The organism is Streptomyces sp. V2I9 (genome assembly GCF_030817475.1).
In the GTDB taxonomy this organism is placed as follows: domain Bacteria; phylum Actinomycetota; class Actinomycetes; order Streptomycetales; family Streptomycetaceae; genus Streptomyces.
Window position 1 is genome coordinate 6607985 of sequence record NZ_JAUSZJ010000002.1, and the last position, 14993, is coordinate 6622977.

A 14993-nucleotide genomic window follows, 5' to 3' on the forward strand; every position below is an offset into this window, starting at 1 on the left:
CCTCTGCCGGGGGCCTGACGGTCCTTTCCGGCACAACGGTGACTGCACTGGAGCTATTCCGCCTGCCCATGTGGCCGGGGCGCACACCGGCGAGGACACTGTTTCCATGACGGATTTCGAGGCTGGTGCGGGGGAGGCGGGCGCGGACCCGGTGTACGACGTCGTGGTCGTCGGGGCCGGCCCGGTCGGGGAGAACGTGGCGGACCGGGCCCGCGCCGCCGGGCTCACCACGGCGGTCGTGGAGTCGGAACTGGTCGGGGGCGAATGCTCCTACTGGGCGTGCATGCCGAGCAAGGCGCTCCTGCGCCCCGTCGTCGCGCGGGCGGACGCCCGGCGGGTTCCGGGGCTGAGCGGCGCGGTGCAGGGGCCCCTGGAGACCGGGGCCGTCCTCGCCCACCGGGACGAGGAGACGAGCCACTGGAAGGACGACGGCCAGGTCGCCTGGCTGGACGGCATCGGCGCGGACGTCTTCCGCGGCACCGGTCGGCTCACCGGCCCCCGGAAGGTCACCGTGACTGCCCCGGACGGTACGGAGCACCGGCTCACCGCCCGCCACGCCGTCGCCGTCTGCACCGGCACGCGGGCCGTCGTCCCCGGCCTGCCGGGCATCGAGGAGGCGCGCCCCTGGACCAGCCGCGAGGCCACCAGCGCCGAGCGGGCCCCGGACCGGCTCGTGGTCGTCGGCGGGGGAGTCGTGGGCGTGGAGATGGCGACCGCCTGGCAGGGACTCGGCTCCGAGGTGACCCTGCTGATCCGGGGCGGCGGCCTGCTCCCGAGGATGGAGCCCTTCGCGGGAGAGCTGGTCGCCGACGCGCTCAGGGAGGCCGGGGCCCGCATCCGTACAGGCGTCTCCGTCACCGCCGTGCGCCGTCCCGACCCGGAGGGCCCGGTCACCGTCGAACTCGACGACGGCGACCACGTCGAGGCCGACGAGATCCTCTTCGCCACCGGCCGGGCCCCGCGCACGGACGACCTGGGTCTGGAGACGATCGGCCGCGAACCCGGCTCCTGGCTCACCGTGGACGACAGCTGCCGCGTCGAGGGCACGGACTGGCTGTACGCGGTCGGCGACGTCAACCACCGCGCCCTGCTGACCCACCAGGGCAAGTACCAGGCCCGCATCGCCGGTGCGGCGATCGCCGCCCGCGCCCGGCAGGCGCCGGTGGACGCGGCCCCGTGGGGCGCCCACGCGGCCACCGCCGACCACGCGGCCGTCCCTCAGGTCGTCTTCACCGACCCCGAGGCCGCCTCGGTGGGCCTCACCCTCGCCGAAGCCGAACGCGCCGGCCACCGCGTACGCGCCGTCGACCACGACCTCGGCTCGGTCGCGGGGGCCACCCTCTACGCCGACGGCTACCGGGGCCGGGCCCGGATGATCGTGGACCTGGACCGCGAGATCCTCCTCGGCGTCACCTTCGTCGGACCGGGCATCGGCGAACTCCTGCACTCCGCGACGGTCGCGGTCGCGGGCGAGATCCCCATCGACCGCCTGTGGCACGCGGTCCCGGCGTACCCGACCATCAGTGAGGTGTGGCTGCGGCTGCTGGAGACGTACCGCGATCAAGACCCTCAGGACGCGGTCTGCCGCCTGCCGTTCTCGCGATAGTCGTCGTAGAAGCCCTGGCCGGTCTTGGCACCCGGGCACCCGGCGGTCACGTGCTTCCCGAGCAGCACGCGCGGTCCCTCGGGCAGGCCGGGGTTCTCCTCGGCGTAGTGGTTCTCGATGTCGAGCACGACGTCGAGGCCGACGTGGTCCATCATCCGGAAGGGACCGGCTCCACCGCCGGCCAGGCGCCGGACAGCGCGTGGGACAGGTCGTCGGTGACGGTCGCCCGGCCCGGACGGCCGCCCTCCACCGTGGCCGCGACGCGGTCGATGTTCTGCTCGACATGGGTCGCGGCCTCCTTGCCCGCAGCAAGGGAGGTGTCGTAGATCCGTACCTCCCCACCGCGGGTGGCGAACATCAGGCGATCCGGCGCCCGAGGGTGCCCGAGCCGATGACGGCGACAGGACGGTCCACGCGGGGTCCGGGGCGGGCGCGATCAGCTGCCCGCTGCCCGGCTCCGGGGCAGGCGCTGGGGACCGGGCGGTCAGGGCAGGAGGCAGAGCCCGGTCAGAGGGAACGGCACGTCGACGACTTCGTACGGCTGCCGTCCGGCGGCGGGGCCGTCGGGCAGGGGCACCGCGCGGAGGTGGCCGCCGAGGTCGGAGACGTAGGCGATGCCCGCCTCGCCGTCGACGGCGAGGCCGATGGCTTCGGCGAACCCGTCCGCGAGGATCTCGGGGCTGCGTCCTCGTGCGCCGGGTTCGGGGACGGGTGCGCGGTTGAGCGTGTTGCCCGAGGGCGGTGCGCCGCGGTCGGTCCAGTAGAGCCGGTCGCCGTCGAGGTGGAGGTCGATGGGCTCGGGGAGCCCGTCCCAGAGCACCTCGATGTCCGAGCGGTTCGCGGCGGTCCCTCCGGGCGGGATCTCCAGACCCGCGCGGAGTATGCGGCCCCGACCGCCCTTGGCCGGGCCCTTCTGGGTCCAGTACAGAAAGCCCCGGTCCGGGTCGACCGCGACCCCGACGCACTCGGCCATGATGCCGTCCTCGGCGGGGTTCACCACGAGGTCGGTCGGGCCGCCGCCGTCCACCCGGACCCGGCTGACCCGGTGGCCCTCCCGGTCCCCCCAGTACAGCGTTCCGGCGCCGTCGGAGGTCAGCTGCTTGCCGGTGGTGATCGCCCCGGCCGCGAGCACATCGCGCTGCGGTCCGCCATCCAGGTTCAGGGAGTGGACGCCGCCGTTGCGACGGGAGAAGTCCTGTCCGGCTTCGCCCGGTATGCCGGGGGTGGCGGCGGGAGTGCCCATGGTGGTCCAGTACACGGTGCGGGAGTCCGCGACGATGCCGTCCGGGGCGGGCCCCGCATCGTCGAGGAGGGTCGTCACGCGGCCGTCGGAGGGATCGATCCTCAGAATCTTTCCGGGGATCACCTGGAGTGCCAGCAGTGATCGCGGCATGGTGCATTCCTTTGCTGCGTCGTTCATGAGGGTGTTCTGTCGTTCATGAGGACCGGCCCCTGGTTGCCATTCATGAGGGCCGGCCCCTGGTTCACCGCCGGCGATGAGGTCACCTGGAGCGGTCGTCCCGGTCGTCGCCGGATGGCGGTTCGGTCCAGCCGAGCGGCCCGAGGACGGCGCGGGTGCGGCCGTCGCGGAGCTCGGCGAGGCGCTCGTAGGCGGGTTGGCCGGTGCCGTACGCCTCTTCGACGGCGTCGAGCACCTCGCCCATCCGGGCCGGGTCCGCGGTGCCGGTCTCGAAGGCCATCTGGGATCCGACGTGCCGGGCCAGGTGCCGCATGCCGCCGGGACCGCCGCCCAGGACACCGCTCTCGAACGGGCCGACGGTCGCCCAGCGCAGCCCGAGCGAGGCCCGCACCAGATCGTCGAGGTCCCGCACGTCGATGACCCCCTCCTGGACGAGGTGGGCGGCCTGGTCGTTGAAGACCTTCTGGAGGCGGTTGCCGACGAAACCGGGGATCTCCTTCCTCAGCCGGATCGGCAGCTTGCCCAGCTCCCGGTAGACCTCGGCCGCGCGGTCGACCGTGCGGCCGGACGTACCCGGCCCCGGCACGACCTCGACGAGCGGCATCAGCTCCGGCGGATTGAACGGATGGCCGACCACGATGCGCTCCGCCGCCGGATTGCCCCGCGCGATCACCGACGGCAGCAGGGAGGACGAGGACGAGGCCAGCACCACACCGTCACGCGTGTGCGCGGCCAGCGTGGCGAACACCTGCTCCTTGACCTCGACGCGCTCGGGCCCCGCCTCCTGCACGAAGTCCGCACCGTCCGCCGCCCCGGCCAGATCCGCGGTGGCCGTGACCGCCACACCGGCCAGATCCCGCGCCACCACCTCCCGCAGATCGGGCCGCGGGTCGCTGACCCGGACCTCCCAGCCACCCGCGGCGAACAACCGCGCCCAGGAGACACCGATGACGCCGGCACCGACGATCGTCACGACCGCCACGAAGACCACCCCACAGATACGGCGGAAAGTCGGCAAGCCTGCCGACAGCTCCGCAGGTCGCGGAGCCGAACAGCCGCCCCTGCAGGGCGTACTGCTGTACGGCCCAGTCGACACCCACCCTGCGAGGTCTGTCCAATATATGATTGTGTAGTAGGCAATATGGCTGATGATATCGATTTCTCTCGAAGGCTCCTGGAACAGTTCCTGGTCGTGGTGCAGGAGAAGCACTTCGGGCGGGCTGCCGAGCGGCTCGGCATGAGCCAGCCGCCGCTCAGTCAGTCGATCCAGCGTCTGGAGCGGGCGGTGGGCACGCGCCTGTTCGACCGCGGTCCGGGCGGCGTACGGCTGACCGCGGCCGGTCGGGTGTTCGCATCCGACGCCCAGCGGCTGCTCGACCTGCGGAGCGCCGCGATCGCGCGTGCCCGGCGGGTCGCCAACGGCCTGGAAGGGGATGTCCGGATCGGCTACGTCAGCCTCCTCAGCCACCTCTACCTTCCTGCGGTGCTGCGAGCGGCAGCCGAACAGCTGCCCGGACTCCGTGTGCACCTTCACCACGGATCGTCGGCCGGCGTGGTCGACCTGGTGCGCACCGGCGCGCTGGACCTCGGCTTCCTGCGCGACCCCTCGCGGCTCTCCGACGACCTGGTCGGCACGGTCATCGCCACCGAGCGCATCGGCGTCGCGGTGCCGCGCGGCCACCGGCTGTCCGGGGCCGGGTCGGCCGACCTGGCGGAGCTGGCGGAGGAGGACTTCGTGCTGCCCGATCCGACCGCGCTGCCCTTTCTCGCCCAGCAACTCCAACTCGTGTGCCACGGAGCCGGGTTCACCCCAAGAGGGGTGGCGGTCGCGGATGATCTCAGCGGACTGTTCAGCTACGTGGCCGCGGGCCTGTGCGTGAGCCTCGTACCCGAAGGCATGCGGCACCTCGCCGTGGCCGGCGTCAGTGTCATCGCCCTCCGGGGGCGGGTGAGTGCTCTGGACACCGCCGTACACGCCATCCACCGGCCCGACGCCGATCCCGCGGTGATCCGTCTGCTCGACGTGGTCACCGCCCTGCCGTCCGAGTCCTGCGATCTGGGCGTCCCGCCGAACGGCTGACCGGCGGGGGAGGGCGCAAGGCGGCGTGGGGTCCGGTGGCAGGCCCGCTCTCCCGCCGGTCGGGACGCCGGCCTCTCCGCGCGTACCGGGATCGGTGGCGGCGCGCTCCGGCGGCGGTCGTCAATCCGGTGGCGGGTGTGCCGGGCGGGGCCTATGGTCTCGATCATGCATGCGATCCTCGGCAACTGGCATTCCCTGCGCCTCCGTTCGGTGTTGCCGACCCGGTGCTGACCGGGCATTCCGTCGGCACCAGGTCATCCGTGCACCGTTCACCGTTCGGCTCAGGATGACGAGGACTTCTTCATGCGCACCACCGCACACCCCACCTTCGTGTTCGTTCCCGGTGGGTCGAGCAACGCCCGGGCCTGGGGGCCGTTGCAGAACGAACTGGCCCTCCTCGGGCACCGTTCGTACGCTGTGGACCTGCCCGGTCACGGCGACCGCGCCGACCACCCGGCCGCCTACTACCGGCAGCCGCAGGACCTGGCGGCACTCGCCGCCGCCGCCTCCCCGATGCGAGGAGTCACGTTGCAGGACAACGTCCGGCACGTGGTGGACGTCCTGCACCGGCTCGCCCCGTCGGGGCCACTGGTCCTGGCGGGCCACAGTTTCGGCGGCCTGACCGTCACCGCCGTCGCGAACGCCGTACCCGAACTCCTCGACCGTGTCGTCTATCTCTCCGCGATCTGCCTCAGCGACCTGTCGATGATCACCGAGGAGTGGGACGTCCTCGACGACAACATGCTGGACGCCGCAGCGGTACGCATCACCGTGCCGGACACCGCGGATCAAGGGGTGGTACGGCTGAACTGGCGTGCCGCGCACGCCGACCCCGTACTGTTCGCGCAGCTCAAGGCCGCCGTGATGGCCGACTCCACCGACCATCAGTTCCGGATGCTGCTCGACTCCATGGACCCGGACGAGAACTACGCGGTGCTGGAGGAGGGCGCGGTGGCCCGAGCCGCGCGGTGGGGCGCGGTCCCGCACACCTTCGTACGGCTCACCGACGACCTCAGCATCCCCCCGGCCGTCCAGGACCACATGATCCGCAAGGCGGACGAACTGACCCCGGAGAACCCGTTCGACGTCCGCACGCTGGCCTCGTCACACGTCGGGTACTTCAGCCGACCGCACCTCTTCGCGGCACTCCTGGCCGACCTGGTCCCAGAAGTGCCGAGGTAAAGGGCCTCCCGCCCCGGTCGCCGGGAGGTGGGGCCATGCGGCCTGCTCGTCCCCGGCTCCGCCGCGGAACTCGGGACGAGCGGGCCGGAGCCGCCCCGGTCGGGGAAGTCCTTGCTCCGGCCGAACCCGTGTCATCGGCGGATCCCTCCGGGGGCTGGCCGAAAAGTGTGCCTTGTGGCGGCGGTCATCCGTTCCCGACAATCGGAACGCTTTGACGGGTGCATGACTAACTTGGTGTCGCGCCCCTGTCGTGGTTCCCACAGCCCCCACGAAAGAAGGCAGTCCGTGAAGCAACTCCTGCGTGCGCTGAAGAGATGCTCCGTCGTCGTCGCCACCGTCGCCGTCGCGGTCGTCGGCCTCCAGCCCGTCACGGCCTCGGCCGCCCCCAACCCCGTCGTCGGCGGAACCCGCGCCGCCCAGGGCGAGTTCCCCTTCATGGTCCGGCTCTCCATGGGCTGCGGCGGCGCCCTCTACACCAAGGACATCGTCCTCACCGCCGCCCACTGCGTGAGCGGATCGGGCAACAACACCTCGATCACCGTCACCGGCGGGGTCGTCGACCTCCAGTCGTCCAGCGCGATCAAGGTCCGCTCCACCAAGGTCCTCCAGGCCCCCGGCTACAACGGCACCGGCAAGGACTGGGCGCTGATCAAGCTCGCCCAGCCCATCAACCTGCCCACGCTGAAGATCGCCACCACCACCGCCTACAACCAGGGCACATTCACCGTCGCGGGCTGGGGCGCCAACCGCGAGGGGGGCAGCCAGCAGCGCTACCTGCTCAAGGCCAACGTCCCGTTCGTCTCCGACGCCGACTGCCGCTCCGCCTACGGCAGCGAGCTCGTGGCCGCCGAGGAGATCTGCGCCGGATACCCCGACACCGGTGGCGTCGACACCTGCCAGGGCGACTCCGGCGGTCCGATGTTCCGCAGGGACAATGCCGGTGCGTGGATCCAGGTCGGCATCGTCAGCTGGGGCTACGGCTGCGCCCGGCCCGGCTACCCGGGCGTCTACACCGAGGTCTCGACCTTCGCGGCCGCCATCGCCTCGGCAGCCGGCACGCTCTGAGGCCGCGCACCACCACCGCCCGGTCGCCCTCGGGTGATCAGGGCTGATCCACCCCCTGGGGGCTCCCGTACGGACGGGAGCCCCCAGACCCATCTCCGGACCGTCCCCCCGCTCGGGGAACCGGCGCCGCCGGACCCGACGTCCGCTCTCTCCGGGACCGTGCGCCGAGACATCGCCGCGCCGCCGGGGGCTACGCCGCCGCACGGCCTTGCGCCCCCTGGCCCGCAGGCCGGTGGGGCGGGGGCGGGAACGCGTTGTCACTGGGGCAGCCTAGAGTCTCTCCCAATCGTCACGGTGCGTCGCCGTCGACGGGATTCTTCAGCATGCCGCCGGTACGGCGGCCGTCCGGAACAACGGGGAGAACAGCGCATGGGGTGGGTTTCGGCGGGCGACTACGAAGTCGCTCTGGAGGCGGGCAAAGTGGTCTGCCGCAACGGGAAGGGCCGACGGCTGAAGTCCGTTCCGGCGAAGTTGAAGGACGATCCGGCGGTCGTCGGTCTCCGGCAGCTCACCGAGTGGCTGGACCGGCACGAGCGCCGGTGCCTGAGCGACGTCGAGCAGTGGATGGTGCGTTCGCTGCCCGTACCCACCGCCGTGCTCGCCCGGGTCTGGCCCGACCCGGCGTGGCAGACCGCTCTGCGGGACGTGGTGGTCACCGGCGCGGACGGCGGGGTCGCCGGGTTCCTGCGCGACGTCGATCCCGAGCGCGGTCTCGGCCTCGTGGACCTGGACGGTGACACGGTCCGCATCACCCCGGACGTCGTCAGCGTGCCCCACCCCGTCCTCCTCGACGACCTGGACGAGCTGCGGGAATTCGCGGTCGAACTGGAAGTGCGCCAGAACGTCGAGCAGCTGTTCCGCGAGGTGTGGCACCGCCCGGCCGGGCTCGCCCCCGACACCACCTCCGTGGACACCTACGCCGGCGGCGTGTTCAAGGAACTGCGCTTCCTGCACGGCCGTGTCACCCAGCTCGGGTACCGCTCGCGCGGCGGATACGCGGTCTGCCCCGTCCTCGAGGACGGTGTCGGTGTCGAGGCGCGCATCTGGATCGGCGAGCACGACGGATACGACGCGTACGGCACCGAGACGGGCCCCCTGGGCTGGACCGACGCCTCGGGGCGCGCGCTGACGGCAGCCGAGGTCGGCGCCGTGGCGTGGTCCGAAGGCATGCGCATGGCGGCGGCGCTCTACGCCGGCCGCGACGTGGAGGACGAGGAGCGGGCGGCATGAGCATCACGACGAACACCGGAGCGAACACGGCGGCACCGGGCCCGGCGCCCCTCCCCGCCCAGAACCGGGGCCGCGGCGCCTTCGCCGCCGAGGCCCGCGCGGCGACCCTGCTGGACGCGGGTGCGATCCTCCCGGCCGGCACCACCGACCGGGACGACGCCGACACGCTGACCGCCCGCACCTACACGCACACCGCCCTCGGGGACCGCCCGGTGGTCCGGCTCGTACCCGGCACGCTGGGCGACGCCGAGGACCTGGCGCTGGAGTTCCTGGGGCTGGCCCGGACCGCGGAGGCCCCCGTCGTGGGGCAGATCCGCCGCGAGACGCTGGGCTTTCCGGCCTGGGCCCTGGTCAACGACCCGGCCAACGGGCACCACGCCCTCGCCCTGGTCAAGGACATCGAGCGGCTGGGCCGCCAGGCCAAGACCCGCGCCGGCGCGGCCAAGGAAGGCTTCGACGAGCTCGGCACCCGGCTCGGCCGGGCCGTGCCGCACTTCCTCCCCACCTACTACGAGCAGGTGGCACGCCTCTTCCTCCAGGCCGAGAACGCCACCTACGCCGCCTCCTTCTTCGGCAAGGCCCGTGAGGCCGAGCGGGTCCACGGCCTGGTCGTGGACGAGGACCGGCAGCGCGCCGTCTTCCTGGAGTTCGCCCTCGCCGGCGCGCTGACCGTCAAGGCGCTGCGGCAGTACGTGCGCGACCTGGTGGCCCGGCTCGCACCGGCGGACGCCTGGGCACAGTTCCGCCGGCTGCTGGTGGAGCGCTGCGCCGCCGGCATGCCGCCGTACGCGGCGCTGCCGCAGGACGTACGCACGCTGGTCAAGGCCGCCGGGCTGGACCGCGACAGTGCGGAACGCGAACTGGTGGCAGATCTGATCGGTTCTCCCGGAGTCGTCCGGGCCCCTGCCTCGTTCTGGGCCACCTACACCTCCGCGCTCACCGCCCTCGCGCGAACGGACGTGTCCGTGCGCGCCCGGCTCCTCGGGTTCTTCCCCGAAACCTTCGGCGAGAGCGGCCGGGACACGATGGACGAGTCCGGCTGGCTCGGGCTGCTGGCCGAGTCCGGCGCCGAGGAGCTGCTCACCGCCCTTCCGGACCGTTCCGGCCAGGACTCCCCCGACTCCGCGGCCCCTCTCGACACGGCCGTCTCCCCGGCCGACTGGCTCGCCCGCTGGGAGGCGTACCGGCAGCGGAACTGGGCCACCCCGGGCCGCAGCCCGCGCACCCTGGACCTGGCCGCCCGGATGACGGACCGGCTGCGCGCCGACGGACGCCCCGTCGAACTGTTCCAGGGCCGCTGGCGGCGCACCGCCGACCTGGACCTTCTCGACCTCTTCCTCGCCTCCGGGGTCCCCGTGACCGAGCCGGACGACGAGAACACGGGCCGTGGCGGCGAGCGGTCGCACGGCTTCGCGCTGGGCGAGTGGCTCACCGACGAGGCACCGGGGCGCCGCGACCTCGTCGCCGTGGCCGGCCACCCGGACTTCCGCGACCTCCTGCGCCGGAACGCCGGCGGCCTCGGTCACCGCCGCGGCCAGCGGCTGAGCGACGCCGGTATGGCGAAACTGGCCGCGCACCCGGTGCTCTCCGTCCTGCTGCGCGAGTGGCTGACCGCCTGCGCCGAGGAGTACACCGCCGCACGCGGACTCCCCGGACTGCGCCTGGCCTTCCAGAAGCTTTCTCCGTTCCGCACGGTCGTCGCGGACGTCGCCCCCGAGGCCGCGCGCCTCCTCGAACAGCACGACGTCGTCCCGCTGCTCGTCTCCACCCTGCGCACCGGCGTCTTCGACGAACTGGGCTGGCCCGCGCTCGACGAGACCTACGTCGAACTCGCCGCCGAGGTCGCCGCCGCAGGGCGCGGGCGGAACAACCGGGCGCAGAACGTCGGCGTGACCGACGCGTGGCCCGCGCTGATCCTGAACACGCCGGAGCGGGCCGTCGTCGTCGGCCCGGAGGGCGTGCTGCTGCGGCACACCCTGCGCCTGCCCTCCACCACCGACCGGTGGCGGACACCTGCATTCCGCTACGTCGACGGCGAACTGCTGGTGATCTGGTGGGAGGACGACGAGCAGCGCGGCTACTGGTCGCACCGCCCCGCCGAGGTGTTCACCGTCGGCGGCGACCAGGTCCCCCGCTGGGGCCGCCCCAGCCTCTCGGACGAGGTCGGCGTGCCGCTGCCCGGAGGCGGCCGGGCCACGGGCGGCAAGACCCTGCACGCGGGCGACACCACCCTCCCGCCCCAGCGCGCCGTCCTCTCCGACGGCACCGGGCACTGGCGGGAGGGCCACCAGGGCACCCAGCGCGTGTGGCTGGAGTACGACCCGGCCACCGGCACCCACGGCCGCGCCTCCCTCCCCGGCTTCCTCCGCTCCGGAATCCAGGACGGAACCCGGCTCCTCGCCGAGCACTGCCAGGTGCTGCCCCTCCAGCCCGGCCTGGAGACCACCCCCTTCGGCACGGACGGCACGGTCCTCGGCCGGTGGGTCCGCCGCACCGCCGCCGAGCCCGGCACCGCCGCGCCCGCGAACGGCTCCCGGACCGTCGCCGGCACCCCCGACGGCCACACGGTCGCCCTGCCCCACCCATTGCCCGACGGAACCCTCGCGGTACCGCTCGGCGCCCTCACCCTGCCCGGCGGGTCACGGGCCGTCGCGGTTCTGCGTCACCGTTTCGTCGAAGTGCATCCCGCGGACACCGACGGCACCGCCTGCCTGTGGTCCGTCGGCACCGACTCGTCCCGCGGGGGCGATGCGGCGGGCACCCCCTATGTGCCTCCCGTCGCCTACTGGCACGCCCTCCGCCCGCGGGACGAGCAGGGCTCCGCCGCCCTGCGGAAGCTGACCGACGACCGCGGCCAGGAGCTGTTCGACGCGGTCGCCGACGCGGTCATCCGGCACACGCGGGCATCCCGTGCCGTCGAGGAGTACACCGGGCCCTCGGCGTGGGAGATGAGCGAGGAGGCCGTCGCCCGGGTGCTGCCCGAGGTGTCCGACGAACGGCTCCTCACCGGCGTGACCGCGGTCGCGTGGAACGCGGTGGACCGGGCCGTCGAGGTCGCCCGGTACCTGGACCCGCCCGCACCCGCGCAGCCGGCCACGCCCCAGCACACCGCACGCACCAAGGGCATGTTCTTCGACCACGAGCCCGAGCACGGCGACGACACGACCCTGCGGGCCGCCACCGCCTGGGGCTCCGATCAGATGCGCGGCTCCTGGTGGGGAGGCGGCAGCCGGTGGACGGCGATCCGGCAGATCCTCGCCGTCAACCACGTCCTCGGCGGTGAGCCGGCGTTCGGCCCGCCCACGCCGTCGAAGGTCCCCTTCACCCCTGTGGACGGCTGGCAGCGCGACGAGTTCACCGTGCCCGGCGAATCCCCCGCCTGGACCTCCCTCCTCGACAAGCTGCCCGAACTGGCCTACCGGGCCGCCTCGGAGGCCACCTCCCCCGAGCACCGCGCCGGACTCCTCGTACTGCTGGACGCCTTCGCCGCCGGCCCGCTGGCCGACCCCGCGGGAACGGTCCGGCGGGTGGAGCTCGTCGAACAGCTCGACACGGCGACGCTCGGGCGGACGGGACGTCCCGAGGCCGTGCACCGCCTCGGCCAGGTGCTACGCAAGGGCTCCCGCACCGTCGTGGTTCTGGCCGACCACGGCCGCAACTCCCGGGAGGACGCGGCCCGCTGGCTCGCCCTGGACCACGACCCGACCGGAGCCTTCGGCCCCGTCCCCGGCTTCACCCTTGCCCGTGAGCACGTCTACCGGCAGGGGATCGCCCGCGACCGGCTCACCCGGCTCACCACCCTGGTGCGGGAGAAAGGCCCGGCGCCCTGGCGTCCGGAAGCCGCCGAGGCATTCCACACGGCCACCGGAATCGGCCCCCTCCAGGCCACCGCGCTGCTGTCGGCGGCCGTGGCGGAGCCCGCCGCCGAGGTGCTGGCTCTGCTCGGCACGAAGACACGCGCCCTCGAGACGGCCCAGGAGCGGCTGGACGCCCTGGACCGCGACGGCCGGCACACCGTGCTCCGGGCGCTGCTGCCCGCGGACCCGGCTGAGCTGTGGTCCACGGGCCCCGACGTCCGGGCCGCCGCCGAGATGTGGCGGGAACACCTCGGCTCCCTCGTCCGCGTCCCCGAGGAACTGGACCTCGACCTCACCGGCGCCCCGGCCGAGGCCGTCGATCTGATCCTCAACTCGGGCACCCGGAGCTGGCTCACCCACGACACTCCCGTACCGGACGGCAGCACCCGCCCCGCCCTGTGCCGCGTGAGCGCACGCGGAGCGGTCTCGAGCGCACTGACAGCGCTGCGCACCCTCGCGTACACGCTGCCCCACGGACACCCCTTGCGAGCCCACCTGCCCACCGCCCTCGCGGCCCTGCGCAGCCGGCTCGCCGACCCCGGACTGGTGCTGGACCTCGGTCTGAACTGGACCGACTCCGGAGCCCCGATCGGTACCGCGATCCGCGCCGCACATGGGCTCCCCGAGTCCGGCGGCGCCGAGGCCGACGGAATGGCCAGGGCCGGTACGGCGCTGCTCCTCGCCCCCGCCTACGGCGACAGAGAGAAGCTGCTGATCCGCCCGGCCGGCCTGGAGGGTCCCGACGATCCGGCGTTCGGCCTGATCGAGGGCACCGTCAGCCCCCACGTCACCGGTGACCTCCACGCCCTGCGCGCCCTGCTGGGCCAGGAGACCGACGCCCTGGTCGCGGCGGGCGCACCCGACGGCTCCCCGTGCCACCCGGCCCAGGACCCGACCCGTGCGGTACCGCACCTGGTGGCCGAGGCGGCCGACACCCTCTCCCTGGGCGCGGACGCCGCCGCGCTCTACCTGATGCTGCTCGCCCTGCCCGACCCCACGGACCGCAACTGCGTCCGCTGGACCGGGTGGAAGCCGGCCCGGATCAAGAAGGCCCGAGCGGAACTCGCCGCCACCGACCTCGTCGTGGAGGCGAAACGCTCCCGCGCCGGCCGCACCCTCTTCCTGCCCTGCGGCTGGCTGGAACGCGGCGCCCCCGGCCTGCCGCTGGAGACCTGGAAGGAAAGCCTCTACCCCGTGGCGGGGTCCGCCCGGACCCTGCCCCACCTCCCCGTGCCCGCGCTGTTCGCAGCCGCCTGGGCGCGGGTCCGGGGCGGCGACGCCCCCGCCTTCGAAGAACTGGACACCCGCGCCACCCGGAAGGGCCGCCGCCGATGACGAACGACACCACGACCACCCCGGAGAGCGCCACGGGAGCTCTGCCGGGCCAGGCGACGGCGCCCGGCCGCGCGCCACGGCAGATCACACCGCCCGAGGACCGGTACGCCACCGAGCTGGCCTTCCTCGCCGCCCACGACACCGGGCCCCGACCTCCCGGATGGCTCCTCACCCCCCGTGCCGTCGTCACCTTCGTGATGGGCAGCTCGGGCGACGCACTGAGCCTGCCGAAGGACGCCCGCCCCGGAACCGGGGTGCCCCGCCGTCTGGTGATCGAGCAGAAGTTCGTCGGCGAGCGCGCCCTGGTCGAGCGGTGTGTGGTCACCCTCGCCGGGGAACGCGGGCTCCTTCTCGTGGGTGAGCCCGGCACCGCCAAGTCCCTGCTCTCCGAGCTGCTGTCGGCGGCCGTCTGCGGGACCAGCGCGCTCACCGTGCAGGGCACCGCGGGCACCACCGAGGACCAGCTCAAGTACGGCTGGAACTACGCGCTGCTGCTCGCCCAGGGGCCCACCGAACAGGCCCTGGTGCCGTCCCCGGTCCTCACCGCCATGAACCGGGGGGCCGTCGCCCGCGTCGAGGAGGTCACCCGCTGTCTGCCGGAGGTCCAGGACGCCCTCGTGTCCCTGCTCTCCGAGCGGCGGATCGCGGTGCCCGAACTGGCGGGCGGCGAAGGGGCGCAGGTGCACGCGGCCCCCGGCTTCACCCTCATCGCCACCGCCAACCTCCGGGACAAGGGCGTATCGGAGATGTCCGCGGCGCTGAAGCGGCGCTTCAACTTCGAGACCGTGGGGCTCATCGGTGACGTGGACGCCGAGACCGCGCTCGTCCGGCGCCAGTCGCGGGCCGCCGTCGAGCGCGTGGGCGCGGCCTACCAGGTGGACGACGCGGTCCTCGAAGCCCTGGTCACCGCTTTCCGGGACCTGCGGGACGGCCGCTCCGCGGAGGGCTGGGAGGTCGAGCGCCCTTCCACGGTGATGAGCACGGCGGAGGCCGTCTCCGTCGCGGGCGCGCTGGGCCTGGCCGCAGCCTATTTCCCCGGCGACCGGGACGTGCTCTCCCTGCTGCCCGGCCATCTGCTCGGCGTCGTCCGGAAGGACGATCCCGCCGACGCGGCACGGCTGCTCGGTTACTGGGACGGGCCGGTCCGCAGGCGCGCGGAGCAGGGTTCGGCCACCTGGCGTGCGCTGTGGGACCTGCGCTCGGTGCTGGAGAACTGAC

11 protein-coding genes are annotated in these 14993 nt (G+C 73.5%); 7 read left to right on the forward strand and 4 right to left on the reverse strand.

The genetic code is table 11. From position 1 onward, the window contains the following. The first annotated feature begins 106 nt into the window (after window positions 1–106). Window positions 107–1606, forward strand: a complete 1500-nt coding sequence (locus QFZ71_RS28660; protein WP_307671051.1) for an NAD(P)/FAD-dependent oxidoreductase — start codon at window positions 107–109, stop codon at window positions 1604–1606. On the opposite strand, the gene QFZ71_RS28665 is transcribed toward QFZ71_RS28660, so the two are convergent. From QFZ71_RS28665 to QFZ71_RS28680, 4 genes are all read right to left on the reverse strand, one after another. After that, window positions 1570–1761, reverse strand: a complete 192-nt coding sequence (locus QFZ71_RS28665) for a 3-hydroxyacyl-CoA dehydrogenase family protein (RefSeq protein ID WP_307671052.1) — start codon at window positions 1759–1761, stop codon at window positions 1570–1572. The genes QFZ71_RS28660 and QFZ71_RS28665 overlap by 37 nt on opposite strands. Further along, complete coding sequence (locus QFZ71_RS28670; protein WP_307671053.1) at window positions 1758–1964, reverse strand: hypothetical protein; 207 nt, start codon at window positions 1962–1964, stop codon at window positions 1758–1760. Before QFZ71_RS28670 ends, QFZ71_RS28665 begins: the two co-directional genes overlap by 4 nt. A 126-nt stretch (window positions 1965–2090) precedes the next feature. Continuing rightward, on the reverse strand, window positions 2091–2999 hold the full coding sequence (locus QFZ71_RS28675; protein ID WP_307671054.1) for a hypothetical protein: 909 nt from the start codon (window positions 2997–2999) through the stop codon (window positions 2091–2093). Window positions 3000–3108: 109 nt separating this feature from the next. Further along, a complete protein-coding gene (locus QFZ71_RS28680; RefSeq protein ID WP_307671055.1) occupies window positions 3109–4008 on the reverse strand; it encodes a 3-hydroxyacyl-CoA dehydrogenase NAD-binding domain-containing protein in 900 nt (299 codons plus the stop codon). A 159-nt stretch (window positions 4009–4167) separates the two neighbouring features. On the opposite strand from QFZ71_RS28680, the gene QFZ71_RS28685 reads away from it, so the two are divergent. The 6 genes from QFZ71_RS28685 (at window position 4168) to QFZ71_RS28710 (ending at window position 14992) form a co-directional block, all read left to right on the forward strand. Further along, complete coding sequence (locus tag QFZ71_RS28685; RefSeq protein WP_307671056.1) at window positions 4168–5106, forward strand: LysR family transcriptional regulator; 939 nt, start codon at window positions 4168–4170, stop codon at window positions 5104–5106. A 303-nt stretch (window positions 5107–5409) separates the two neighbouring features. Further along, window positions 5410–6288, forward strand: coding sequence for an alpha/beta hydrolase (locus QFZ71_RS28690; RefSeq protein WP_307671057.1), 879 nt, complete (start codon window positions 5410–5412; stop codon window positions 6286–6288). A 285-nt stretch (window positions 6289–6573) separates the two neighbouring features. Then, the gene (locus tag QFZ71_RS28695) at window positions 6574–7353 is read left to right on the forward strand and encodes a serine protease (protein ID WP_307671058.1); all 780 of its coding nucleotides are present in this window, start codon (window positions 6574–6576) and stop codon (window positions 7351–7353) included. Between the two features lie 369 nt (window positions 7354–7722). Then, window positions 7723–8583 (forward strand): DUF4132 domain-containing protein, encoded by an 861-nt coding sequence (locus QFZ71_RS28700; protein WP_307671059.1) that lies wholly within the window; start codon window positions 7723–7725, stop codon window positions 8581–8583. After that, window positions 8580–13775, forward strand: a complete 5196-nt coding sequence (locus tag QFZ71_RS28705; RefSeq protein ID WP_307671060.1) for a hypothetical protein — start codon at window positions 8580–8582, stop codon at window positions 13773–13775. The genes QFZ71_RS28700 and QFZ71_RS28705 overlap by 4 nt, the downstream gene beginning before the upstream one ends. Next, on the forward strand, window positions 13772–14992 hold the full coding sequence (locus QFZ71_RS28710; RefSeq protein ID WP_307671061.1) for an AAA family ATPase: 1221 nt from the start codon (window positions 13772–13774) through the stop codon (window positions 14990–14992). Before QFZ71_RS28705 ends, QFZ71_RS28710 begins: the two co-directional genes overlap by 4 nt. Window position 14993: the final 1 nt, after the last annotated feature.

Excerpts from the sequence above, each read along its gene's own strand:
- QFZ71_RS28705 (WP_307671060.1), top strand. The coding sequence starts at position 8,580 with ATGAGCATCACGACGAACACCGGAGCGAACACGGCGGCACCGGGCCCG.
- QFZ71_RS28660 (WP_307671051.1), top strand. The coding sequence starts at position 107 with ATGACGGATTTCGAGGCTGGTGCGGGGGAGGCGGGCGCGGACCCGGTG.
- QFZ71_RS28675 (WP_307671054.1), bottom strand. The coding sequence starts at position 2,999 with ATGCCGCGATCACTGCTGGCACTCCAGGTGATCCCCGGAAAGATTCTG.
- QFZ71_RS28710 (WP_307671061.1), top strand. The coding sequence starts at position 13,772 with ATGACGAACGACACCACGACCACCCCGGAGAGCGCCACGGGAGCTCTG.
- QFZ71_RS28665 (WP_307671052.1), bottom strand. The coding sequence starts at position 1,761 with ATGATGGACCACGTCGGCCTCGACGTCGTGCTCGACATCGAGAACCAC.
- QFZ71_RS28690 (WP_307671057.1), top strand. The coding sequence starts at position 5,410 with ATGCGCACCACCGCACACCCCACCTTCGTGTTCGTTCCCGGTGGGTCG.
- QFZ71_RS28700 (WP_307671059.1), top strand. The coding sequence starts at position 7,723 with ATGGGGTGGGTTTCGGCGGGCGACTACGAAGTCGCTCTGGAGGCGGGC.
- QFZ71_RS28670 (WP_307671053.1), bottom strand. The coding sequence starts at position 1,964 with ATGTTCGCCACCCGCGGTGGGGAGGTACGGATCTACGACACCTCCCTT.
- QFZ71_RS28685 (WP_307671056.1), top strand. The coding sequence starts at position 4,168 with ATGGCTGATGATATCGATTTCTCTCGAAGGCTCCTGGAACAGTTCCTG.